The 21,966-nt window shown below is 51.5% G+C and carries 20 protein-coding genes, 2 tRNA genes and 3 pseudogenes; 18 read left to right on the top strand and 7 right to left on the bottom strand.

Annotated features, from left to right (window positions below; translation table 11 throughout):
- Positions 1–6: 6 nt before the first annotated feature.
- Entirely contained in the window at positions 7–1,011 is a 1,005-nt protein-coding gene (gene fbp / locus O1V66_RS19505) for a class 1 fructose-bisphosphatase (RefSeq protein ID WP_045049001.1), read from the bottom strand.
- Positions 1,012–1,179: 168 nt separating this feature from the next.
- On the opposite strand from fbp, the gene mpl reads away from it, so the two are divergent.
- The gene (gene mpl / locus O1V66_RS19510; protein ID WP_045049002.1) at positions 1,180–2,559 is read left to right on the top strand and encodes a UDP-N-acetylmuramate:L-alanyl-gamma-D-glutamyl-meso-diaminopimelate ligase; all 1,380 of its coding nucleotides are present in this window, start codon (positions 1,180–1,182) and stop codon (positions 2,557–2,559) included.
- Between the two features lie 111 nt (positions 2,560–2,670).
- On the opposite strand, the gene yhcN is transcribed toward mpl, so the two are convergent.
- Together yhcN and argR are read right to left on the bottom strand one after the other, a co-directional pair.
- Entirely contained in the window at positions 2,671–2,934 is a 264-nt protein-coding gene (gene yhcN / locus O1V66_RS19515) for a peroxide/acid stress response protein YhcN (protein WP_045049003.1), read from the bottom strand.
- A gap of 560 nt (positions 2,935–3,494) precedes the next feature.
- Complete coding sequence (gene argR, locus O1V66_RS19520) at positions 3,495–3,965, bottom strand: transcriptional regulator ArgR (protein ID WP_009636766.1); 471 nt, start codon at positions 3,963–3,965, stop codon at positions 3,495–3,497.
- 478 nt (positions 3,966–4,443) lie between these two features.
- Here argR and mdh point away from each other — a divergent pair, with 478 nt between their 5' ends.
- Positions 4,444–5,406: a malate dehydrogenase gene (gene mdh, locus O1V66_RS19525; RefSeq protein ID WP_045049004.1), complete on the top strand. Its 963-nt coding sequence runs from the start codon at positions 4,444–4,446 to the stop codon at positions 5,404–5,406.
- A gap of 98 nt (positions 5,407–5,504) precedes the next feature.
- On the opposite strand, the gene O1V66_RS19530 is transcribed toward mdh, so the two are convergent.
- Entirely contained in the window at positions 5,505–5,807 is a 303-nt protein-coding gene (locus O1V66_RS19530) for a helix-turn-helix domain-containing protein (RefSeq protein WP_045049005.1), read from the bottom strand.
- A gap of 692 nt (positions 5,808–6,499) precedes the next feature.
- Here O1V66_RS19530 and O1V66_RS19535 point away from each other — a divergent pair.
- Together O1V66_RS19535 and O1V66_RS19540 are read left to right on the top strand one after the other, a co-directional pair.
- Positions 6,500–6,865, top strand: coding sequence for a DNA-binding protein (locus tag O1V66_RS19535; protein WP_045049006.1), 366 nt, complete (start codon positions 6,500–6,502; stop codon positions 6,863–6,865).
- Positions 6,866–7,005: 140 nt separating this feature from the next.
- A pseudogene (locus O1V66_RS19540) lies at positions 7,006–7,345 on the top strand (DNA-binding protein); the annotation flags it as partial.
- Positions 7,346–7,485: 140 nt separating this feature from the next.
- On the opposite strand, the gene ispB reads toward O1V66_RS19540, so the two are convergent.
- Positions 7,486–8,457 carry an octaprenyl diphosphate synthase gene (gene ispB / locus O1V66_RS19545; RefSeq protein WP_045049007.1) on the bottom strand — a complete coding sequence of 324 codons (972 nt, stop codon included), beginning with the start codon at positions 8,455–8,457 and terminating at the stop codon, positions 7,486–7,488.
- Between the two features lie 258 nt (positions 8,458–8,715).
- Here ispB and rplU point away from each other — a divergent pair, with 258 nt between their 5' ends.
- The 4 genes and pseudogenes from rplU (at position 8,716) to cgtA (ending at position 10,846) form a co-directional block, all read left to right on the top strand.
- Complete coding sequence (gene rplU / locus O1V66_RS19550; RefSeq protein WP_009636772.1) at positions 8,716–9,027, top strand: 50S ribosomal protein L21; 312 nt, start codon at positions 8,716–8,718, stop codon at positions 9,025–9,027.
- A gap of 18 nt (positions 9,028–9,045) precedes the next feature.
- Positions 9,046–9,303 carry a 50S ribosomal protein L27 gene (gene rpmA, locus O1V66_RS19555; protein WP_009636773.1) on the top strand — a complete coding sequence of 86 codons (258 nt, stop codon included), beginning with the start codon at positions 9,046–9,048 and terminating at the stop codon, positions 9,301–9,303.
- 99 nt (positions 9,304–9,402) lie between these two features.
- Positions 9,403–9,526: pseudogene (locus tag O1V66_RS19560) on the top strand (EamA family transporter); the annotation flags it as partial.
- 149 nt (positions 9,527–9,675) lie between these two features.
- Positions 9,676–10,846: pseudogene (cgtA, locus tag O1V66_RS19565) on the top strand (Obg family GTPase CgtA).
- An 87-nt stretch (positions 10,847–10,933) separates the two neighbouring features.
- Here the strand turns inward: cgtA and dacB are convergent.
- On the bottom strand, positions 10,934–12,367 hold the full coding sequence (gene dacB, locus O1V66_RS19570) for a serine-type D-Ala-D-Ala carboxypeptidase (RefSeq protein WP_045049009.1): 1,434 nt from the start codon (positions 12,365–12,367) through the stop codon (positions 10,934–10,936).
- Positions 12,368–12,643: 276 nt separating this feature from the next.
- On the opposite strand from dacB, the gene greA reads away from it, so the two are divergent.
- Positions 12,644–13,120 (top strand): transcription elongation factor GreA, encoded by a 477-nt coding sequence (gene greA / locus O1V66_RS19575; protein WP_045049010.1) that lies wholly within the window; start codon positions 12,644–12,646, stop codon positions 13,118–13,120.
- Positions 13,121–13,276: 156 nt separating this feature from the next.
- On the opposite strand, the gene yhbY is transcribed toward greA, so the two are convergent.
- Positions 13,277–13,573 (bottom strand): ribosome assembly RNA-binding protein YhbY, encoded by a 297-nt coding sequence (gene yhbY / locus O1V66_RS19580; protein WP_045049011.1) that lies wholly within the window; start codon positions 13,571–13,573, stop codon positions 13,277–13,279.
- 182 nt (positions 13,574–13,755) lie between these two features.
- Between yhbY and rlmE the strand changes: the two genes are divergently transcribed.
- The 9 genes from rlmE to nusA all read left to right on the top strand — a co-directional run bounded on the left by rlmE (position 13,756) and on the right by nusA (position 21,947).
- The gene (rlmE, locus tag O1V66_RS19585; protein WP_045049012.1) at positions 13,756–14,385 is read left to right on the top strand and encodes a 23S rRNA (uridine(2552)-2'-O)-methyltransferase RlmE; all 630 of its coding nucleotides are present in this window, start codon (positions 13,756–13,758) and stop codon (positions 14,383–14,385) included.
- A 56-nt stretch (positions 14,386–14,441) separates the two neighbouring features.
- Entirely contained in the window at positions 14,442–16,388 is a 1,947-nt protein-coding gene (gene ftsH / locus O1V66_RS19590; protein ID WP_045049013.1) for an ATP-dependent zinc metalloprotease FtsH, read from the top strand.
- A gap of 130 nt (positions 16,389–16,518) precedes the next feature.
- Positions 16,519–17,355 (top strand): dihydropteroate synthase, encoded by an 837-nt coding sequence (gene folP, locus O1V66_RS19595; protein WP_045049014.1) that lies wholly within the window; start codon positions 16,519–16,521, stop codon positions 17,353–17,355.
- A gap of 10 nt (positions 17,356–17,365) precedes the next feature.
- Positions 17,366–18,700: a phosphoglucosamine mutase gene (gene glmM, locus O1V66_RS19600; protein ID WP_045049015.1), complete on the top strand. Its 1,335-nt coding sequence runs from the start codon at positions 17,366–17,368 to the stop codon at positions 18,698–18,700.
- Between the two features lie 299 nt (positions 18,701–18,999).
- Positions 19,000–19,335 (top strand): preprotein translocase subunit SecG, encoded by a 336-nt coding sequence (gene secG / locus O1V66_RS19605; RefSeq protein WP_045049016.1) that lies wholly within the window; start codon positions 19,000–19,002, stop codon positions 19,333–19,335.
- A 143-nt stretch (positions 19,336–19,478) separates the two neighbouring features.
- Positions 19,479–19,565 (top strand) — tRNA-Leu (locus tag O1V66_RS19610).
- Positions 19,566–19,658: 93 nt separating this feature from the next.
- A tRNA-Met gene (locus O1V66_RS19615) sits at positions 19,659–19,735 on the top strand.
- 229 nt (positions 19,736–19,964) lie between these two features.
- Positions 19,965–20,417 carry a ribosome maturation factor RimP gene (gene rimP / locus O1V66_RS19620; RefSeq protein WP_026110674.1) on the top strand — a complete coding sequence of 151 codons (453 nt, stop codon included), beginning with the start codon at positions 19,965–19,967 and terminating at the stop codon, positions 20,415–20,417.
- 21 nt (positions 20,418–20,438) lie between these two features.
- Entirely contained in the window at positions 20,439–21,947 is a 1,509-nt protein-coding gene (gene nusA, locus O1V66_RS19625) for a transcription termination factor NusA (protein WP_045049017.1), read from the top strand.
- Positions 21,948–21,966: the final 19 nt, after the last annotated feature.

The raw sequence follows: 21,966 nt of genomic DNA on the forward strand, positions 1-21,966 counted from the left end.
GGGTTTTTATTCGTCAGGATACTGTTTGATAAAGCGTTCTGCATCTTCGACCATGTCGCAGTTACCTACGAAGAACGGCGCACGTTCGTGCAGCTTTTGCGGAACGATATCCAGAATGCGTGTTTTACCGTCGCTGGCTTTACCCCCGGCCTGCTCTGCGAGGAAAGCCATCGGATTGCATTCATACAGCAGACGTAGCTTGCCTTCAGGATGGCTCGCGGTGCTTGGATAAATGTAGATCCCGCCTTTCAGCAGATTGCGGTGGAAGTCGGCGGCAAGAGATCCGATGTAGCGCGAGGTATAGGGACGGCCGGACTCTTCATCCTGTTCCTGACAGTATTTGATGTACTTTTTAACGCCTTTCGGGAATTTGATATAGTTCCCTTCGTTGATGGAGTACATGTAGCCTTTTGGCGGGAACATCACTTTCTCGTGGGAAAGACAGAAAACGCCGAGCGACGGATCATAGGTAAAAGCGTGAACGCCGGCACCCGTGGTGTAAACCAGCATGGTCGAGGAACCATACACGACGTAACCGGCTGCAACCTGCTGGCTGCCTGGTTGCAGGAAGTCTGCTTCCGTAACGGGCTGACCCAGTGGCGAAGTACGACGATAAATCGAGAAGATGGTGCCGACAGAAACGTTGACGTCGATGTTTGACGAGCCGTCCAGCGGGTCCATCAGAATGACATATTTGGCATTGTTGGCGCGTTCACCGTCGAAGATAACAATTTCGTCTTCTTCTTCGGAGGCGATACCGGCGATTTCACCGCGCGCTTTCATCGCTGCCTTAAGTTTTTCGTTTGCGTACAGGTCGAGTTTCATCTGAACTTCGCCCTGAATATTCTCAACGCCGCTGGTTCCGAGTATATCTACCAGACCTGCTTTATTGATATCCCTATGAATAATCTTAGCACCAAGCTTTATTGCAGACAGCAGTGCAGTAAGTTCGCCTGTGGCATGTGGAAAATCGTGCTGCTTTTCAACAATAAATTCGCCTAACGTTTTCATGATACGTTCCCTGAATCTTAGGATGAGTAATCGATTTATAATAAATCATTTACAGAAGCGAAAGCAGTTTAGCCCAAATATATGGACGGATCATAGGCAAATCCATTTCTTCTGGAGGATTCTGAGCGTTAGAATAGCCGCTGACTACAGAGCAATAATGGAAAATTTATGCGCATTCATATTCTTGGGATTTGCGGCACCTTTATGGGCGGACTGGCTATGCTGGCGCGCGCTCAGGGACATCAGGTGACCGGATCGGACGATAACGTTTATCCGCCGATGAGTACATTGCTTGAAAATCAGGGCATTGAGCTGATTCAGGGCTACTCTCCGACTCAGCTGGATCCCAAGCCTGATCTGGTGATTATCGGGAATGCGATGACGCGCGGGAATCCCTGCGTCGAAGCGGTGCTGGAGCAGGGCATTCCCTACGTGTCCGGCCCGCAGTGGCTGCATGACCATGTATTGCCGGGGCGCTGGGTCATCGCCGTTGCCGGTACGCACGGTAAAACTACTACAGCGGGGATGGTCACCTGGATCCTCGAAGCCTGCGGCTACCAGCCTGGCTATGTGATAGGCGGTGTGCCGGGCAACTTCGACGTGTCTGCACGTCTGGGGAACAGCCCGTTCATGGTTATCGAGGCGGACGAGTACGACTGCGCCTTCTTCGACAAGCGTTCCAAATTTGTTCATTACAGCCCACGCACGCTGGTGCTCAACAATCTCGAATTCGACCACGCCGATATCTTCGACGATTTGAAGGCCATCCAGAAGCAGTTCCATCATCTGGTGCGACTGGTGCCGGGTCAGGGCAAGATTATTCTTCCCGAACACGACACGCCGCTGAAACAGGTCATGGCGATGGGATGCTGGAGCGAGCAGGAGTACGCCGGTGACGGCTGCACCTGGAATGCCAAAAAGACCTCGCCGGATGCCAGCAAATTCCAGGTCTATCTCAATGGCGAAGTCGCGGGCGAGGTGTCATGGTCCCTGGTGGGCGAGCACAACATGCATAACGCGCTGATGGCCGTTGCCGCCGCACGTCATGTGGGCGTTACGCCTGCGGATGCCTGTCAGGCGCTGGGTACCTTTATCAACGCCCGTCGTCGTCTCGAACTGCGTGGCGAAGCGCATGGCGTGAAAGTGTATGACGATTTCGCACACCACCCGACGGCGATTCTCGCCACGCTGGCGGCGCTGCGCAGCAAGGTGGGCGGCACAGCACGTATTATTGCCGTACTCGAGCCGCGTTCGAACACCATGAAGCTCGGCAAAACCAAAAACGAGCTGGCGCCTGCGCTGGGTCGCGCCGACGAAGTGTTCCTGCTGCAACCGCAGAACATTCCGTGGCAGGTGGCTGAAGTCGCCGAGCGCTGTATTCAGCCCGCGCACTGGCATGCCGATGTGGATGCGCTGGTCGACATGATTGTCAAGACCGCCTTGCCGGGCGATCACATTCTGGTGATGAGCAACGGCGGGTTTGGCGGCATTCACGGCAAGCTGCTGGCGGCCCTTGACAAGAAAGCGCAGAAACTCGCCCAGCAGTAAGCGGCTACCCAAAAAAAGCCCTCGCAGAGCGAGGGCAAAAGGGTGTCGTCGGACAGGACGACGAGGGTTCGTTATAATTCGTTTTACAAGAGCAGGGCGGGATCCTTGCTCTTATTTATAGATCTGAGCCGTAGCATGGTAGTTACCGTCGTTGCGTGCTTCAATGACGCGGTAAGAAGATGCCCCTTCGCTGTCTGCCTTCTGCGACAGCTGCTGACGAATATCCGTTGGCACGCCATTGATACCACTCACAGTGATTGTGCCCATAGGTTGCAGGTTCTGCGCCTGCTGGTCAGTAATGAGCTGTGCGGCCGACGCGCCGAAAGAGACGGCAGTCATCAGACCTAATGCGGCAAAAGCTGTGGTGATTTTCATGATAGTTTCCTTAATTTACCTGTGCGCAGGCTGCCCGCTTTTGTTGAAGTCGGTGCAAGTATCAGCGCAGATTAATTTTTGGATTTATCAGGTCAGAAAACTTCATTCTGCATTAACGGCGTCGCATTACCCGGGGAATCACAGGCTGGCGAACAAATGCACGGTTTTCGCGGCGATAAATCCGTTTTATCGGCGGCTTTTGAATGGATATTCAAAATTCGTCCTTTCAATGGCAACTTGACGAGAACGTCGTGATTAACATTTTCATCAATGCGTCATTACGAGAGTAATTATACATCTAATAACTTGGCATATTAATAGTATGCTAAGTAATTATTAACGCCCTTTTTGCTTTTTTAATAACCGCAAAGCATAAAAGATGTCGTTTTATTGCTCGTTTTTAGTTTAATTTAAGTTAAATCAAAGAATTGAGAAGAATGAACTTTCTGTGCGGAATCTCGCAGGGGATTATGCTGGGGTAAGACGGTTTTAACAGATATCCGGGAGGCAGAGAGGGGCAAAGCCGGTCGGTAAGTGAAACCTACCGACCCGATAACGAACTAAAGCTCTTGTTCGAACAAGCTGAGTATCGCGTCGTACAGCTGTTTTACGGTAAACTTGCGCGCAGGCGTAATGAAGATGGTGTCATCACCGGCGATGGTCCCGAGAATACCTTCCGATTTGCCGAGCGAGTCGAGCAGGCGCGCAATCAGTTGGGCAGCGCCCGGACTGGTGCGGATTACCACTACGGCGTCGTTGTAGTCGATATCCAATACCAGATTTTTCAAGGGACTTGTCGTGGTTGGCACGCCAATTTCGGCGGGAAGACAGTAGACCATTTCCATCTTGGCATTGCGGGTTCTGACGGCACCGAACTTGGTCAGCATGCGTGAAACTTTAGACTGATTGATGTTTTCGAAACCATCATCTTGCAGTGCGACTACGATTTCACCCTGAGAGCTAAACTTCTCTTCTTTCAAGAGCGCCTTGAAAGCTTTGATTAAATCTTCCTGTTTGGCAGGATTACGCATGTTGCACCCATAGGTTCATGATGATAGTGGCGTTGATTATGCATAAATTTGAATTTTTATGCAATAAAACATCGAGTGAAGGTCAAGAAAGACACAGAGACGGCGTTTTTTAGAGGCCCCGCCCTGTGGAGAGAACAAAAAAATAAAACCTTTTATACGAATTGTTAGTTTAATAATTAAAACAAACCTCTTTTCATATTAAATAATTTTGATTTTTTAATCGCTCAGGTACTTTTCCTTTTCCACTCCCTTCCCCGTTATAAATAATTCATCATGCTGATGATTTTTTATCCTTATGATAAAGAATAGTAATTTAATTCCCGCCTTTAAATTCGGAATTTAAATTCTGCGCCAGCTCGCAATATATAAAATGGTCGTTTGTCTTTAATACGGCCATTTACTAAGGTTATTAGGTTAACAGTTATTAAGTGAATGAAAGCATGATGTTTTTTCAACGTCATTTAAAAAGGAGTACAGGATGAAAGTTGCAGTCCTTGGCGCTGCTGGCGGAATAGGCCAGGCCCTCGCTTTACTACTCAAGACTCAATTGCCGTCTGGCTCTGACCTCTCCCTCTATGATATTGCCCCTGTCACGCCGGGCGTAGCGGTAGACCTCAGCCATATCCCCACCGCCGTAAAGATTAAAGGATTCAGTGGTGAAGATGCCCGACCTGCGCTTCAAGGGGCAAACGTTGTGCTTATCTCTGCGGGGGTAGCCCGTAAACCCGGCATGGATCGTTCAGACCTCTTTAAAGTCAATGCGGGCATTATCCGCAATCTGATGCAACAGGTTGCGGAAACCTGTCCACAGGCCTGCATCGGTATTATTACCAATCCCGTCAACACGACGGTCGCCATTGCCGCCGAAGTCCTGAAGAAGGCCGGTGTCTACGACAAGCGAAAACTGTTTGGCGTGACAACACTCGATACGCTGCGCGCCAATACCTTTGTGGCTGAAATGAAAGGCAAACTGCCGCAAGAGGTGGAGGTTTCCGTCATCGGCGGTCACTCCGGGCTGACCATCTTGCCGCTACTGTCTCAAGTCAACGATGTCAGTTTTACGGATGACGAGGTGAAAGACCTGACTCGTCGCATTCAAAATGCCGGAACCGAAGTGGTCGAGGCGAAAGCCGGTGGCGGTTCGGCAACGCTCTCTATGGGGCAGGCGGCTGCGCGGCTGGGGCTTTCACTTGTTGCGGCCATGCAGGGCAAAAGCGAGGTCGTCGAATGTTCGTATGTAGAAGGCGACGGAGAATATGCCCGTTTCTTTGCACAACCGGTTGTGCTCGGAAAAGAGGGGATAGCCGAATATAAACCAATAGGGAGTTTGAGCCAGTTCGAACAGCAGGCGCTGGATTCCATGCTCGCCGAGTTACGCAAAGATATCGAGTTGGGAGAACAGTTCGTGAATGCTCCCTCTCCGACCACTGCGGCAACGTGAAGGCAGACAGAAGCCGGTAACAGGTAACCTATTCCTGATAACCCGCCGGGTCGTACTCCGGCGGTTTGTTATGTCCAAATTTCGGTGAAACGCCGTTTCTACATACTCTTCTCCTCGGCAGCGGGCACCCTGGGTTTCAATATCGAGGTTGCACGCATCCTTCTCTCAAGCAGTTCATCCGTATCGGGATCAAAATAGCGGCTCGGCCAGATAATGGACGGGTGAACCTGTAGCGCATTGGCGATAATCCATTCTCCTTTTGGCCATGGGCGGGAAAGCGCATTGGCGAGCGTTGAAGAGCTTAGCCCGGCTGAACGCGACAGGGCGGCCAGCGTAGTCCGCTGTTTATGCAGTGATGCAATAATATCGGCATGATGCCAATCTTCTTTCCGTAAAAGCATTGTGGCTTCCTTATTTAATGAGCAGGCAGGTGAAATATATAGAGGGTGGCTTTCTCCCTTCTCGATTGGGAAACATATAAAAGCAAATTTATGCACTTTGTTCAAACACGTTTCCCAAAAGATATTATTATTTTTCATCATGAGGGGTTGGGCTTATTCAAACCAGTAAGCAATCAATCTCATTAGGATAACTAGCTGTAATTGTTATTTTTAACCGTTATTCGTTAAGGCAAAGAAAACTTTTTTAGCGGAGTAGGTGATTTTTCGGAATGGTTGGTTATTATTAAAAGATCGTCATTGCTGCCTGTTTTCTGAAAATCCCAAGGGCAGATAAATTGATATAATCTGTTATCCTGATGAATTAATTGTATTTTTATTGGCTGATGATGATTGCTCTTCATTTTAACTTACCGCTGAGGGTTAAATTGCCGAGTTAGTTTTATTTTTCTCCATCAAAATATTTCATCATAAAAAGGAACGGCGTGAGGTAAATAAATTTATTGCTGCAAATTTTAATGGCCTAATGGTATAACTTAAAGGTTCAACTAAAAGAGATATTCCGGTTTTTTCGGGCGGTGTCCTATCGTGAAGGCAACGACCAAACCCTGTTGTCAATAATAATCCGGGTAACGGCAATTCTTCCGGTAGCATTAATCATAATGATATATACACATCAAATAGAGAGTGTACTTATGAATCGTGAGTGGTTTTCAGCTAAAGAACTAACAAGTTTTACTGGATTGCCTTCTTCACCCCAGGGCATACACAGTATGGCGCGACGTCAGGGTTGGGTTAGGCGAAGAAGGTTGGGTGTACAGGGGAGAGGGGTTGAATATCATAGAGATAGCTTGCCAGTTAACACGGGGTCAACGCTTAAGTTGCAGGAGCAGTCCGCGGAATATCTCTTTTCACATCTTCAGGATCCACTCGTTATTTGGATTGAAAGTTATAAACAACTTCATGAGGAAGAGAGAAATAGGATGGTCACGTTCATTATGCGGGAAGGGATTCTGGAAATCATAAATAGGCTGAATAAAATAGATAACAATATTTGTTAAATAAATGAATTCCAGTTTATCTTCTCTATTAATTAACTGTTGATGTAAATTCGACCTCTTATGTGTTACCTGTATTGGGCTGGGCGCTTTCAAAATAATCTCTGTTAATTTCAAGATTTAAAAATAATAAAAGGATTGCCATGAAAAAGGAATGGTTTGCAGCCAAGGAACTTGCAGGGGTAAATGGTTTACCTAAAACGACACAGGGTATCCACGGAATGGCCAGAAGGCAGAAATGGGAGACGCGCCGTCGTCGTGGCGTGCAGGGTAAGGCGGTGGAATATCACATCGGCAGTTTACCGAAACCGATGAAACCCGCGCTGATCATTCAGGAAAAATCTGCCGAATATTTGTCTTCGAGCTGTCATGATCCTTTACTCATCTGGATCGAAAGCTATAAGCAGCTAAACGAACTGGGAACGCGGACAAATCGTGTCCTTCATCGTGAGAGAGGGCATGCTGGCGGTTATCAAGAGGCTCGGAGCGAACAGGGAGGAGGCGCAGCAGAAAAGCGTCAGCCCGGAAGAAGGACAGGAAGACCGCGAATGTGCAAGGCCGCCGGAAGAGCGCGGGCCTTGCAGTTCATTCGACGTTTAACGGGTTCACGTCGGTGGCAGACTCTAGAAATCGCGTTTGACGGCGAGATGGGCAAGCCCTTCAAGCGCACGACGGTGAGAGGATTCTGGCAGCGCCTGAAGGGCCGCGATGGCTTTATCGGCCTCTTCCTCGGCACGCTGGCGCGTGTAGTCGAGCGAGCCGCACTGATGCATGGCTTGCAGCACGGGTTCAAGCAGATGCCTGCCGTTGCCCTGCTCGATGGCCTGGCGAATCATACTGGCCTGCTCGACGTTGCCGTGCTTCATGGCATGAAGCAGCGGAAGCGTGGGTTTGCCTTCGTCCAGATCGTCGCCGGTGTTTTTACCCAGCGTTTCACCGTCGGCGTCGTAGTCGAGCAAATCGTCAATCAGCTGGAATGCGGTACCGAGATAGCGCCCGTAGTCCTGCAAGGCACGTACCTGAGCATCCGTTCCGCCTGCAAGCATGGCTGACGCCTGTGCCGCCGCTTCGAAAAGACGCGCCGTTTTGCTGTAGATAACCTGCATGTAGCTTTCTTCGGTGATGTCGGGGTCGTTGCAGTTCATCAATTGCAGCACTTCGCCTTCGGCAATGACGTTAACGGCTTTCGACATCAGTGCCAGCACGGGCAGCGACTCGAGGTCGGTCATCATCTGGAAGGCGCGGGTATAGATAAAATCGCCTACCAGCACGCTCGCCGCGTTGCCGAAAGCCGCATTGGCCGTCGCCTTGCCGCGGCGCATGTTGGATTCATCGACCACGTCGTCGTGCAACAGCGTTGCAGTATGAATAAACTCTATCAGCGCAGCGACGGTCACATGCTTGTCACCCGTGTAATTCAGGGCGCGGGCGGCAAGCACGGCAATCATCGGGCGAATTCGTTTACCACCACCGCTAATGATGTAATATCCTAGTTGATTGATGAGTGAGACATCAGAGTTCAACTGTTCGAGAATTGCCGCATTAACTGCAGCCATATCCTGTTCGGTGAGGTCGGTAATCTGTTCTAGGTTCATTGTGATTTTTCGGCTTTATTTCTCTTCACCGCAATGAGAACGGGCTCACATTGGCACATGATGCAATCTGTAGTAATGATTGTACTTGAAAAATGAGTGAGATAAACGCGTTCAAGTGAACTGCGCTTTTTTCTTCTTTTCTGGTGATTGTGCTCTTGTCATATGCTGAATTTTTGCGTAGAATTCGCGCCCTATTGTGAATATTTATAGCGCCCTCTGGACTATACAAAGTTGAGTGCGCGGAAAGCGGAGTTTTATATGTACGCGGTTTTCCAAAGTGGTGGTAAACAACACCGAGTAAGCGAAGGTCAAACTGTTCGCTTGGAAAAGCTGGACATCGCAACTGGTGAAACAATTGAGTTTGACCAAGTTCTGATGATCGCTAACGGTGAAGAAATCAACATCGGCTTGCCTTTAATTGCTGGCGGTGTGATCAAGGCAGAAGTTGTTGCTCACGGTCGTGGCGAGAAAATTAAGATCGTTAAGTTTCGTCGTCGTAAGCACTACCGTAAGCAGCAGGGCCACCGTCAGTGGTTCACTGATGTTAAAATCACCGGCATTAGCGCTTAAGTTTAGGAGAGCGAAACTATGGCACACAAGAAGGCTGGCGGTTCCACACGCAACGGTCGCGATTCAGAAGCTAAACGTCTGGGCGTAAAACGCTTTGGCGGCGAAGCAGTACTGGCAGGCAGCATCATCGTTCGTCAGCGCGGCACCAAATTCCACGCGGGTATCAACGTGGGTTGCGGTCGAGACCACACTCTGTTTGCTTTGACTGACGGTAAAGTCAAGTTCGAAGTTAAAGGCAAAGACAACCGTAAATTCATCAGCATCGAAGCTGAATAATTTACCGTCTGCGTCTAGATAGATTGATGTAAGCCCCGCAATTAGTTGCGGGGCTTTTTACATTCTGTTGGCCAACACCGGCAATAAAAATGATAGTCAAGAAGACTGACTTCATCGCAGATTCTCATTTTGCTGTACACTTTATGTGCTATCGCACTGCTTCCGTTGGCGAAGCCTGAGACATTTTTTATGCTGGCAAGTAGCCTGTCTTCTGTTCTGCGGTGCATGACCCGACGGGTTATTTTTGAGCCTTTGTGGACGTTGCAGGAGTAAAGTATTCTGCAATGGGCCATCATGCGTGGCGCCCCGGAACAGAACAAGACTCGATGGCTAGGTATGCATCCGGGTGAATGATTTACGGAGACAGTTCAAATGAAGTTTGTAGATGAAGCGACGATCCTGGTCGTAGCAGGCGATGGCGGTAATGGTTGCGTAAGCTTCCGCCGCGAAAAATATATTCCTCACGGTGGTCCTGACGGTGGTGACGGCGGCGACGGCGGTGATGTTTACCTGATTGCCGACGAAAACCTCAATACCCTGATCGACTACCGTTTTGTGAAGTCTTTCCGTGCCGAACTGCGGTGAAAACGGCCAGAGCCGTGACTGTACCGGTAAACGCGGTAAAGACATCACCATCAAGATTCCCGTGGGCACCCGTGTGCTGGATCAGGGAACCGGCGAAGTGCTGGGCGACATGACGCGTCATGGTCAGGTTCAGCTGGTCGCCAAGGGCGGATGGCATGGTCTGGGCAACACCCGCTTCAAATCGTCCGTCAACCGTTCCCCGCGTCAGAAAACCATGGGTACCAAAGGCGAACTGCGCGATCTGTCTCTCGAGCTGATGCTGCTTGCCGATGTCGGTATGCTGGGTCTGCCGAATGCCGGTAAATCGACCTTCATCCGTTCCGTATCGGCCGCCAAGCCGAAAGTGGCGGACTATCCGTTTACCACGCTGGTTCCGAGCCTCGGCGTCGTGCGTATGGACCACGAGCAGAGCTTCGTGGTTGCCGACATCCCCGGACTTATCGAAGGCGCATCCGAAGGCGCAGGTCTTGGCATTCGCTTCCTGAAGCACCTTGAGCGTTGCCGCGTTCTTCTGCACCTTGTAGATATCGCCCCAATCGATGAATCCGATCCGGTTGAAAACGCGAAGATAATCATCAACGAGTTGCAGCAGTACAACGAAAAGCTGGCAAACAAGCCGCGTTGGCTGGTCTTCAACAAGATTGACGTCATCGGTCAGGAAGAAGCCGAGCGCCGTGCAAAAGAAATCGCCGAAGGCATGGGTTGGGAAGGCGAGTACTTCCTGATTTCCGCCGCCAATCGTGAAGGCGTGAACGCCCTGTGCTGGGAAGTGATGAAGTTCATCAACGAAAATCCGAAGCATATGTCTGTCGAAGAAGCCGTGCCGGAGAAAGTCGAGTTCATGTGGGACGATTACCACCGTGAACAGCTGGCTGTGGCCGAAGAAGACGAAGACGATGATTGGGACGACTGGGATGATGAAGACGACGAAGGCGTTGAAATCATTTACGAACGTTAATCACGCGCTGTCTGCATGATAAATAAAAAAGGTCGCTTACGGGCGACCTTTTTTATGCCTCCCGTTTGACTCGGGAGGCGCAATTTATCAGTTGTTTTGATAGATGTCTTTGTACAGACGGCTCTCGAAGCGGACCAGCGGGGCGCGTCGCGTGCGTTGATCTTCAGGCGGAACCGCATAGCCCGACAGATATTGCACAAAGGCCAGACGCTGCCCACTGGCGGCGGTGATAAAGCCCGACAGGTTGTAAACGCCCGCCAGCGAGCCGGTTTTCGCCGACACCTTGCCGTCGACGCCCGCCTCGTGCAGACCGCCACGATATTGCAGCGTGCCGTCATGACCCGCAAGCGGCAGCATCGAGATGAAATCCAGCTCGTTGTCATGCTGCGCGATGTATTGCAGCGCCTGCATCATGGTTTTCGGTGACACGAGGTCATGACGCGAGAGCCCGGAACCATCCACCTGAATGCTGTTGCCCATCACGATGCCCGCTTTCTGACGCAAAACCTGACGAACGGCGTCGGAACCCGCGCGCCAGGTGCCCGGCACGCCGTAAACCTGATGACCCAACGTGCGGAAAACCGTGTCGGCAATCATGTTGTCGGACTTTTTCAGCATCATGTGCAGCAGGTCGTGCAGCGGTGCCGACTGCGTTTGCGCCAGAATGGTGCCGGCTGGCGTCACGCGAGTCTGGCGTTTCAGGCGGCCGTCTATCTGGATATCGGCCTGCGTCAACTCGTCTTTAAGAATCTCTCCGGCGTAGGCACCGCCGTCCTGAATCGCAAAGGCCAGCGGCAACGGTTCGCTACGCTGCGTGAGACAACCCGTCAGGGTAAAGCGGTTAAACTCGCCCGGAACGACGTCCAGCTCGCAGTACTGTGCATCAGGCGACCCCTTGGCCAGTGTGCGGACCTGACTGAACATCTGCACGGGATAATAGGACGCAACGCGAATAAAGGCGTTTTCGTCGGGTTTGGTGGCACTGTAGAGCGAAACCGAGAAACAGTTGCGGTCAACGATGGCCGCAGCCGGTGGCGCGCTGAAGCACTGTGTGATGTCGTTCCACGGCCAGCCCGGCGCTTTGTCATGACTGGCGAATACCGAGGTATCGACCACCACGTCGCCACTTATCTCTTTCACGCCCTGTTTTTTCAGCGCGGCGACCATATTCCGAATATTCTGACGTTTAAATGTCGGATCGCCGTCAAATCTGGCGATTAAATCACCATGTAAAATACCGTTTCCGATGGTGCCTCTGGTTTCAAGGGTCGTGTTGAAACGAAAATCCGGGCCTAACTGAAGCAGGGCCGCCAGCGCTGTGAAAATCTTCATGGTGCTGGCGGGCAGGGCCATTTGGTCGCCGTGATAGTCGACAACGGGCGTGGTTGCTCCAATCTTCTGTACCAGTACCGATAAATTCGTGCCTTCCGGCAGGTACTGCGTGTAGCTTTCCACCTGGGCGGCGTTGGCATTAAGCGCAAGCGCGCAGGCTAATCCACTGACAATTCGTAAAAAACGCATTATTTTGAGTATAGGCTCTGGATAACTGCAGGATGACGTGGTGCCATACTACGATGCAACGAACGGGGGCGCAACGTGGGTGAAAGTAAACAATGATCCCAAAGGAACTCTACGTTAAAATACCACTCAAATTGAAAAACCCACCTTGGCTTGGAGTTCGCTCCGGGTGAGGTTTTTTTGTTTATCGCCAGAGCGAGTCGGCCACAGAGGCCTGATTTCTACCTGATAAATTCAGGACGGTGTTTACCGAAAGGACAAAGTTAGAGGCAATAAAATATGAATCAGATTCCGATGACATTGCGTGGCGCTGAAAAATTACGTGAAGAACTTGACCATCTCAAGAGCGTTCGTCGCCCAAAAATTATTGCTGACATTGCTACTGCCCGCGAGCATGGCGACTTGAAAGAGAACGCCGAATACCACGCTGCCCGTGAGCAACAGGGGTTCTGCGAAGGCCGAATCCAGGAAATCGAAGCCAAGCTGTCAAACGCCCAGGTTATTGATGTCAAAAAAATTCCTGCCAATGGGCGTGTCGTCTTCGGTGCGACCGTCAAGGTGCTTAATCTCGATACCGACGAAGAACAGACCTACCGCATCGTGGGTGATGATGAAGCCGACTTCAAACAGAATCTGATTTCCGTCAACTCGCCGATTGCGCGCGGATTGATTGGCAAGGAAGAAGACGATGTTGTCGTTATCAAGACACCGGGCGGCGAAGTCGAGTTCGAAGTTCAGAAAGTAGAATATATTTAATGCAGGCTCAGGCTGGGTTTTTGTGAACCCTGTCGCTACTTTTACCCATGATTTTAAAGGTAAAATGAAAAAGGCCCGCAAGGGCCTTTTGTAAAAGCTTGTATAGATGGCAACTTTTCGTTAAAACCAAAGCGCTTTTCGTTAAACTCGTAAAAGTTAACGCGGTAAGATAATTTTGCGGTCTTCGGTAGAAGGGCGATACAGTACCAGCATATTGCCGATGACCTGCACGTTGTTCGCCTTGGTTTCCCGCACGATTGCGTCTACGATCAACGTCTTGGTTTCACGCTCTTCGGCGGCAATTTTCACCTTGATAAGCTCGTGATGTTGCAGCGCCTGTTCGATTTCGGCAAGTACGCCTTCAGTGAGGCCGTTATTACCCAGCATGACAACCGGTTTTAACGGATGTGCCAAGCCTTTCAGGAACTGTTTTTGTTTATTGTTAAGATTCATCGTCTTTTTTACTTAAGTTGGGATTGAAAACGGGGCATTCTACCGCCATCTCATCTATATCACCAACTCAGTGTTCAACCGAGTAGCGTGCCGAGACGACTTAACCATAGACTAAACGACGCTAAGAGCTTGTTGTACGGGCTCTACTCAGGGTAGTTTGAAAACTATATGGTTACTAAATAATGTCTAATAAAAAGCGTTCTGCAAGTTCCAGTCGCTGGTTGCAGGAACACTTTAGCGATAAATATGTGTTAGAAGCACAGAAAAAAGGGCTGCGTTCCCGTGCCTGGTTTAAACTTGATGAAATACAGCATGGCGACAAGCTGTTCAAACAAGGGATGACCGTTGTTGACCTCGGCGCAGCGCCGGGTGGATGGTCGCAATACGCAGTAACGCAAATCGGCAGCAAGGGGCGAATCATCGCTTTGGATCTTCTACCTATGGATCCTATCGTGGGTGTCGATTTCCTTCAGGGCGATTTTCGTGATGAACTCGTACTCAAAGCCCTGCTCGAGAGAGTAGGAGAAAACAAGGTTCAGGTGGTCATGTCCGATATGGCCCCGAATATGAGTGGCACTCCGGCAGTCGATATACCAAAATCGATGTATCTGGTTGAATTAGCGCTGGATATGTGTCGTGATGTACTCGCACCAGGCGGAAGTTTCCTGGTGAAGGTGTTCCAGGGAGATGGTTTTGATGAATACCTGCGGGAAATTCGCTCCCTGTTTACGAAGGTTAAGATTCGTAAGCCAGACGCTTCCCGAGCTCGTTCCCGAGAAGTGTACATCGTAGCGACAGGGCGAAAAGTGTAGTTCCCTAACGCTGTTTGTTAACACAGTTGTAATATGAGGTTAATCCCTTGAGTGACATGGCGAAGAACCTGATTCTCTGGTTAGTCATCGCGGTTGTATTGATGTCTGTATTTCAGAGCTTTGGGCCCAGCGAGTCTAATGGCCGTAGGGTAGATTATTCTACCTTCATGTCCGAATTGACCCAAGACCAGATTCGTGAAGCACATATCAATGGCCGTGAAATTGACGTTACCAAGAAAGACAGTAACAAATATACGACCTATATCCCTGTCAACGATCCTAAATTACTGGATACCCTGTTGACGAAGAATGTGAAAGTTGTTGGTGAGCCGCCTGAAGAGCCGAGCCTGCTGGCATCTATCTTTATCTCCTGGTTCCCGATGCTGTTGCTGATAGGGGTCTGGATCTTCTTTATGCGTCAAATGCAGGGCGGTGGCGGCAAAGGTGCAATGTCCTTTGGTAAAAGCAAAGCCCGCATGCTGACCGAAGATCAAATCAAGACGACCTTTGCCGACGTTGCAGGTTGCGACGAAGCCAAGGAAGAGGTGAGCGAGCTGGTTGATTACCTGCGCGAGCCAAGCCGTTTCCAGAAACTGGGCGGTAAAATTCCTAAAGGCGTGCTGATGGTGGGCCCGCCGGGTACCGGTAAAACCCTGCTGGCGAAAGCCATCGCCGGTGAAGCAAAAGTGCCGTTCTTTACCATTTCAGGTTCCGACTTCGTTGAAATGTTCGTGGGTGTGGGTGCATCTCGTGTGCGCGACATGTTCGAGCAGGCCAAGAAAGCGGCACCGTGCATCATCTTCATCGATGAAATCGATGCGGTCGGTCGTCAGCGTGGCGCCGGTCTTGGCGGCGGTCACGACGAACGTGAACAGACCCTGAACCAGATGCTGGTTGAAATGGATGGCTTCGAAGGTAACGAAGGTATCATCGTTATCGCGGCGACCAACCGTCCGGACGTTCTTGACCCGGCCTTGCTGCGTCCAGGTCGTTTCGACCGTCAGGTTGTTGTCGGCCTGCCGGACGTTCGCGGTCGCGAGCAGATTCTGAAAGTTCACATGCGTCGCGTGCCTCTGTCTCCGGACATTGATGCCGCGGTTATCGCACGTGGTACGCCGGGCTTCTCCGGTGCCGACCTCGCAAACCTGGTCAACGAAGCGGCCCTGTTCTCTGCACGTGGCAACAAGCGTGTGGTGTCCATGGTCGAGTTCGAGAAAGCCAAGGATAAAATCATGATGGGTGCGGAACGTCGCTCCATGGTGATGACCGAAGCGCAGAAAGAGTCGACCGCGTATCACGAAGCGGGCCACGCCATCATCGGCTGGTTACTGAAAGACAAGGGCCATGACCCTGTTCACAAGGTAACGATTATTCCGCGTGGTCGTGCACTGGGTGTGACGTTCTTCCTGCCGGAAGGCGATGCCATCAGCGCAAGCCGCGAGAAGCTTGAAAGCCAAATCTCCACCCTTTACGGTGGCCGTCTGGCGGAAGAGATTATCTACGGTGCGGGCAAGGTGTCGACCGGTGCTTCGAACGATATCAAAGTTGCTACCTCGATTGCCCGTAACATGGTCACTCAGTGGGGCTTCTCCGAGAAACTGGGTCCACTTCTGTACGCAGAAGAAGAGGGCGAAGTGTTCCTGGGTCGTTCAGTGGCGAAAGCCAAGCACATGTCCGATGAAACCGCGCGTATCATCGACCAGGAAGTCAAATCCCTGATTGAAACCAACTACAAGCGCGCTCGTGAAATTCTGGATGCCAACATGGATATCCTGCATAACATGACCAAGGCGCTGATGACGTACGAAACTATCGATGCCCCGCAGATCGACGATCTGATGACGCGCAAAGACGTAGTTCGTCCGCCAGCCGGTTGGGACGCAGCAACCAGCACCGGTTCAGACGACAACAACAACGGTACGCCAAAAGCGCCGACGCCTGTTGATGAACCTCGTACGCCAAATCCTGGCAATACGATGTGCGAGCAGTTCAGCGGCAAGTAATCTATTCCGCTGATGGCAGGCTTTGCTTCGCCCGCCTGTACTGACTAAAATAAAACCCCGGCCTCGACCGGGGTTTTTTACATTTCAAGCCAGTGAAAAAGATTCCAGGCTATCCCTACAGGAACCCAGCATGCAGCTCACCGCACACGGCAGCACCCTCAACCTCGATTTCCCGCAGGTCATGGGAATTCTCAACGTTACGCCAGACTCCTTCTCCGACGGCGGTCGTCACAACAGCCTCGAGTTGGCGATTGCCCATGCCAAGGCGATGGTCGATGCAGGCGCGACCATTCTCGACATTGGCGGCGAATCTACGCGTCCCGGTGCGGCGGAGGTCAGCGATGACGAAGAGCTTTCCCGCGTGGTTCCTGTCGTCGAGGCCTTGGCCCGACGTTTTGACGTGTGGCTGTCAGTGGATACCTCAAAGGCATCGGTCATCCGCGAATCGGCCAAGGCAGGAGCGCATTTGATTAACGATATTCGCTCGCTGCAGGAGCCGGGCGCGATGCAGGCGGCGGCGGCAACCGGTTTGCCGGTCTGCCTGATGCACATGCAGGGCGAGCCGAAAACCATGCAGCATGCGCCGCACTACGATGACGTGGTTGCCGATGTCGACAGCTATTTTGTGCGACACATCGCCCAATGCAGGGATGCCGGCATTCCGAAAGAGAAATTGTTGCTCGACCCGGGCTTCGGTTTCGGTAAGAATTTGCAGCATAACTATGCGTTGCTGGCCAGATTGGCCGAATTCCATCATTTTGGTTTGCCGCTCCTCGTCGGCATGTCGAGAAAATCGATGATTGGCCAGCTGTTGCACGTTTCGCCTGAACAGCGGGTGACAGGAAGCGTTGCCTGTGCGGTAATTGCCGCCATGCAGGGCGCACAGATCGTTCGCGTTCACGATGTCAAAGAGACGGTGCAGGCTATGCGCATTGTCGAAGCAACACTTTCAGCTAAGAAGGGATGAAAAATAAATTATGAGCAACCGTAAATACTTTGGTACAGACGGCATTCGTGGCAAGGTTGGCGATACCCCGATTACGCCTGATTTTGTACTGAAGCTCGGTTGGGCCGCGGGCAAGGTTCTGGCCCGCCACAGTTCCGGTAAGGTGATTATCGGGAAAGACACCCGTATTTCCGGTTATATGCTTGAGTCCGCGCTGGAAGCGGGCCTGGCGGCGGCGGGGCTTTCCGCGTCCTTCACCGGTCCAATGCCGACACCGGCCATCGCCTACCTGACCCGTACCTTCCGCGCCGAAGCCGGGATCGTTATCTCTGCTTCGCACAATCCTTACTACGACAACGGCATCAAGTTCTTCTCGACCGACGGCGCAAAATTGCCGGACCACGTCGAAGAAGCCATCGAAGCCGAAATGGAAAAACCACTGACCTGCGTCGAGTCCGCCGAGCTGGGTAAAGCCAGCCGTATCGTCGATGCCGCAGGGCGTTATATCGAATTCTGCAAGGGCACCTTTCCGGCCGAACTGAGCCTGAGCAGCCTGAAAATCGTGGTGGACTGCGCCAATGGCGCGACCTATCACATTGCGCCAAGCGTGATGCGCGAACTCGGCGCGAAAGTGATTGCCATCGGCTGCGAGCCTGACGGCATGAACATCAACGAAGGCTGTGGCGCAACCGACGTCACAATGCTGCAACAGCGGGTTCTGGAAGAAAAGGCCGATCTGGGTCTGGCCTTTGACGGCGACGGCGACCGCATCATCATGGTCGACCACGAAGGCAACAAGGTCGATGGCGATCAGATTCTCTACATCATTGCCCGCGAAGGTTTGCGTCAGGGGCAGCTGAAAGGCGGCGTAGTCGGCACGCTGATGAGCAATATGGGCCTCGAACTGGCGCTCAGGCAGCTGGGTATCCCGTTTGCCCGCGCGAAGGTTGGCGACCGTTACGTGCTCGAAAAACTCCAGGAAAAAGGCTGGCGTATCGGTGCCGAGAACTCCGGTCACGTTATCCTGCTGGACAAAACCACCACGGGTGACGGCATTGTTGCCGGTTTGCAAGTGCTCACTGCAATGGTTCGCAACCACATGAGCCTGCATGATCTCTGTAGCGGCATGAAGCTGCTGCCGCAGATTCTGGTCAATGTGCGCTTCTCGGGTGACAGCGATCCGCTGGAAGATGCAACGGTCAAAAGCGTGACGGCCGAAGTGGAGAAAGAGCTGGCGGGCAAGGGCAGGGTACTGCTGCGCAAGTCAGGGACCGAGCCTCTTATCCGTGTAATGGTTGAAGGCGAAAATGCGACGCTGGTCGAAAGTCTGGCCAACCGCATTGCCGATGCCGTAAAAGCGGTGTGATAATATCCAGCGGCAGCCTTCGGGGTGCCGCTGGATATTTGCAGGTTAAGAAATTTATCTGCCAGGTGTACAAGGTGTCGATTGCTCATCTTATCGCCGGAAATGCGAATAAAATACGCCATTTGGCGTTTTTTTCCGCAAACGAACGCCAACCCGAAAATTGCTCTTGCGCAGCCCATAGGGTTTGGTTAGTATTCAGACCCGCTTCAGTAGGTCCTTGAAGACCTGCGCTAGTGATAGTAAGAAGCAGGTGTGAAGCAACTAGCACGCGGTGAACCCGCAAGGATACAGGTACAACTATGTACGATGCTCTTCTGGTGATTTTCCTTATCGTGGCAATCGGCCTTGTAGGTCTGGTTATGCTGCAACAAGGTAAAGGTGCAGATATGGGAGCCTCTTTCGGAGCAGGTGCATCAGGCACGTTGTTCGGTTCGAGCGGTTCCGGTAACTTTATGACCCGCATGACGGCTATTTTGGCGGCGCTGTTCTTCGTCATCAGCTTGATTCTGGGGAACATGAGCACCAACAAGAGCCAAAAAGGCAGCGAGTGGGAAAATCTCGGTCAGCCAGTGAAATCTGAGCAGACAACTGCACCGGCCGCACCAACTGGCCCAAGCAGCGATATTCCCAAGTAAGTTGTTGTAGACCGTATCGCAGTAAGCAGTACACAAAGATTTAAAAAGCTTTTGACGCCAGCGTCGGGGCTTGTAAGCAAGAAGTAAAGCGTTCTAAACAATTGCAATTACTTGGACAGTAAGCGCGATTGAGAAAACAGAGTGCCGAGGTGGTGGAATTGGTAGACACGCTACCTTGAGGTGGTAGTGCCCGAATGGGCTTACGGGTTCAAGTCCCGTCCTCGGTACCAATCTTTTGATGACTTGCATTCTTGCGGTTATCGGCGTAATATTTTGCGGCATCAAGTCGCGGTAATATAAATACGCGTTACGTTGTTTTCGGACGCGGGGTGGAGCAGCCTGGTAGCTCGTCGGGCTCATAACCCGAAGGTCGTCGGTTCAAATCCGGCCCCCGCAACCACTTTCCTCAAGTATTTGTTTCAAATATACTGCTAGTATCCTCCCTGGTGCTTCCGAGTATCCATTTGAAAAAAATCCTTTTGAAAGTGCACCGAAGCCGCCTTGCGGCAAATAGGGTCCAGTTGCATAAAGCCCCGATTTATCGGGGTTTTTTATTATTGTTTCGGCAATAAGGACTGGCAGCAGAATCACTGGGCTATAGGCCCTTTTTTTATGTCTTGGGGGTGGACTTGTCCACATTAGAACAAAAGTTAACAGAGATGATTTCAGCACCGGTCGAAGCCCTGGGTTTCGAACTGGTAGGTATCGAGTTCGTTCGAGCTCGCCAATCGACGCTACGCATCTATATTGATAGTGAAGACGGGATCAACGTTGATGATTGTGCTGATGTCAGCCACCAGGTTAGCGCCGTTCTCGAAGTAGAAGATCCGATTACCGTTGCCTATAACCTGGAAGTTTCCTCCCCGGGCCTCGATCGCCCTATGTTCACCGCAGAACATTATCAACGATTCCTTGGTGATGAAGTCAGCGTTGTGTTGCGAATGGCAATGCAGAACCGCCGCAAATGGCAGGGAATAATCAAGGCTGTCGAAGGCGAAATGATCACGGTTACGGTGGATGGGAAAGACGAAGTGTTCGCACTGAGCAACATCCAGAAGGCGAACCTGGTACCCCACTTTTAAAGTTAGGATGAGGCAACTAGGATGAATAAAGAAATTCTGGCTGTTGTAGAAGCAGTTTCGAATGAAAAGTCCCTTCCGCGCGAGAAAATTTTTGAAGCGCTGGAAACTGCATTGTCGACAGCGACCAAGAAAAAGTACGAGCAGGAAATCGAAGTTCGCGTCACCATCGACCGTAAGACCGGCGACTTTGACACTTTCCGCCGCTGGGTAGCCGTAGACGAAGTCACTCAGCCGACGCGTGAAATCACGCTCGAAGCTGCGCAATACGAAGATCCATCCATTGAACTGGGTGGCTACATCGAAGATCAAATCGAATCCGTCACCTTTGACCGTATCACCACGCAAACCGCCAAACAGGTTATCGTACAGAAAGTACGTGAAGCCGAGCGTGCGATGGTAGTCGATGCTTTCCGTGAACAGGAAGGCGAAATCGTGACCGGCGTCGTCAAGAAAGTAAACCGTGACAGCATCGCCCTGGATCTCGGCAGCAACGCTGAAGCCGTTATCCTGCGCGAAGACATGCTGCCGCGCGAAAACTTCCGCTCCGGTGACCGTATTCGCGGCGTTCTTTACGCTGTGCGCCCTGAAGCGCGCGGTGCTCAGCTGTTCGTTAGCCGTTCACGCAACGAGATGCTGGTTGAACTCTTCCGCATCGAAGTGCCTGAAATCGGCGAAGAGCTGATTGAAATCAAGGCCGCAGCCCGCGATCCGGGTTCACGCGCCAAGATTGCAGTAAAAACCAACGATAAGCGTATCGACCCTGTTGGTGCTTGTGTCGGTATGCGCGGTGCGCGCGTTCAGGCCGTTTCCAGTGAACTGGGCGGTGAACGTATCGATATCATCCTCTGGGATGACAATCCTGCGCAATTCGTTATCAACGCCATGGCGCCGGCTGATGTCGCGTCTATCGTTGTTGATGAAGACAAGTGCACCATGGATATCGCCGTTGAAGCCAGCAATCTGGCACAGGCGATTGGCCGTAATGGCCAAAACGTACGTTTGGCTTCCCAGCTTCTCAAGCAGCATCGTGGCGATGACAAGTGGGAACTGAACGTGATGACGGCAGACGACCTGCAGGCCAAACATCAGGCCGAGGCGCATGCTGCAATCGAAACCTTCACCAAATACCTCGCTATCGACGAAGATTTCGCGACAGTCCTGGTTGAAGAAGGTTTCTCTACCCTCGAAGAGCTGGCTTACGTGCCGGTCAACGAGTTGCTAGAAATCGATGGTCTGGACGAAGACACGGTTGACGCGCTGCGCGAACGCGCAAAAGAAGCGCTGACTACCCTGGCCCTTGCACAGGAAGAAAGTCTCGGTGACAACAAGCCTGCTGAGGACCTGCTGAATCTTGCAGGTTTGGAACGCAGCATGGCGTTTAAACTGGCAGCAATCGGTGTTTGCACGCTGGAAGATCTTGCCGAGCAGGGTGTCGACGATCTCACTGATATTGAAGGTCTTAATGACGAACAGGCGGGTGAATTAATCATGGCCGCTCGTAATATCTGTTGGTTCGGCGACAATGCGTAATAAACTGTAGCAGGAAGGA

It is taken from the genome of Rouxiella chamberiensis (assembly GCF_026967475.1).
GTDB classification, from domain to species: Bacteria; Pseudomonadota; Gammaproteobacteria; order Enterobacterales; family Enterobacteriaceae; genus Rouxiella; species Rouxiella chamberiensis.

Excerpts from the sequence above, each read along its gene's own strand:
- fbp (WP_045049001.1), bottom strand. The coding sequence starts at position 1,011 with ATGAAAACGTTAGGCGAATTTATTGTTGAAAAGCAGCACGATTTTCCA.
- mpl (WP_045049002.1), top strand. The coding sequence starts at position 1,180 with ATGCGCATTCATATTCTTGGGATTTGCGGCACCTTTATGGGCGGACTG.
- yhcN (WP_045049003.1), bottom strand. The coding sequence starts at position 2,934 with ATGAAAATCACCACAGCTTTTGCCGCATTAGGTCTGATGACTGCCGTC.
- argR (WP_009636766.1), bottom strand. The coding sequence starts at position 3,965 with ATGCGTAATCCTGCCAAACAGGAAGATTTAATCAAAGCTTTCAAGGCG.
- mdh (WP_045049004.1), top strand. The coding sequence starts at position 4,444 with ATGAAAGTTGCAGTCCTTGGCGCTGCTGGCGGAATAGGCCAGGCCCTC.
- O1V66_RS19530 (WP_045049005.1), bottom strand. The coding sequence starts at position 5,807 with ATGCTTTTACGGAAAGAAGATTGGCATCATGCCGATATTATTGCATCA.
- O1V66_RS19535 (WP_045049006.1), top strand. The coding sequence starts at position 6,500 with ATGAATCGTGAGTGGTTTTCAGCTAAAGAACTAACAAGTTTTACTGGA.
- ispB (WP_045049007.1), bottom strand. The coding sequence starts at position 8,457 with ATGAACCTAGAACAGATTACCGACCTCACCGAACAGGATATGGCTGCA.
- rplU (WP_009636772.1), top strand. The coding sequence starts at position 8,716 with ATGTACGCGGTTTTCCAAAGTGGTGGTAAACAACACCGAGTAAGCGAA.
- rpmA (WP_009636773.1), top strand. The coding sequence starts at position 9,046 with ATGGCACACAAGAAGGCTGGCGGTTCCACACGCAACGGTCGCGATTCA.
- dacB (WP_045049009.1), bottom strand. The coding sequence starts at position 12,367 with ATGCGTTTTTTACGAATTGTCAGTGGATTAGCCTGCGCGCTTGCGCTT.
- greA (WP_045049010.1), top strand. The coding sequence starts at position 12,644 with ATGAATCAGATTCCGATGACATTGCGTGGCGCTGAAAAATTACGTGAA.
- yhbY (WP_045049011.1), bottom strand. The coding sequence starts at position 13,573 with ATGAATCTTAACAATAAACAAAAACAGTTCCTGAAAGGCTTGGCACAT.
- rlmE (WP_045049012.1), top strand. The coding sequence starts at position 13,756 with ATGTCTAATAAAAAGCGTTCTGCAAGTTCCAGTCGCTGGTTGCAGGAA.
- ftsH (WP_045049013.1), top strand. The coding sequence starts at position 14,442 with ATGGCGAAGAACCTGATTCTCTGGTTAGTCATCGCGGTTGTATTGATG.
- folP (WP_045049014.1), top strand. The coding sequence starts at position 16,519 with ATGCAGCTCACCGCACACGGCAGCACCCTCAACCTCGATTTCCCGCAG.
- glmM (WP_045049015.1), top strand. The coding sequence starts at position 17,366 with ATGAGCAACCGTAAATACTTTGGTACAGACGGCATTCGTGGCAAGGTT.
- secG (WP_045049016.1), top strand. The coding sequence starts at position 19,000 with ATGTACGATGCTCTTCTGGTGATTTTCCTTATCGTGGCAATCGGCCTT.
- nusA (WP_045049017.1), top strand. The coding sequence starts at position 20,439 with ATGAATAAAGAAATTCTGGCTGTTGTAGAAGCAGTTTCGAATGAAAAG.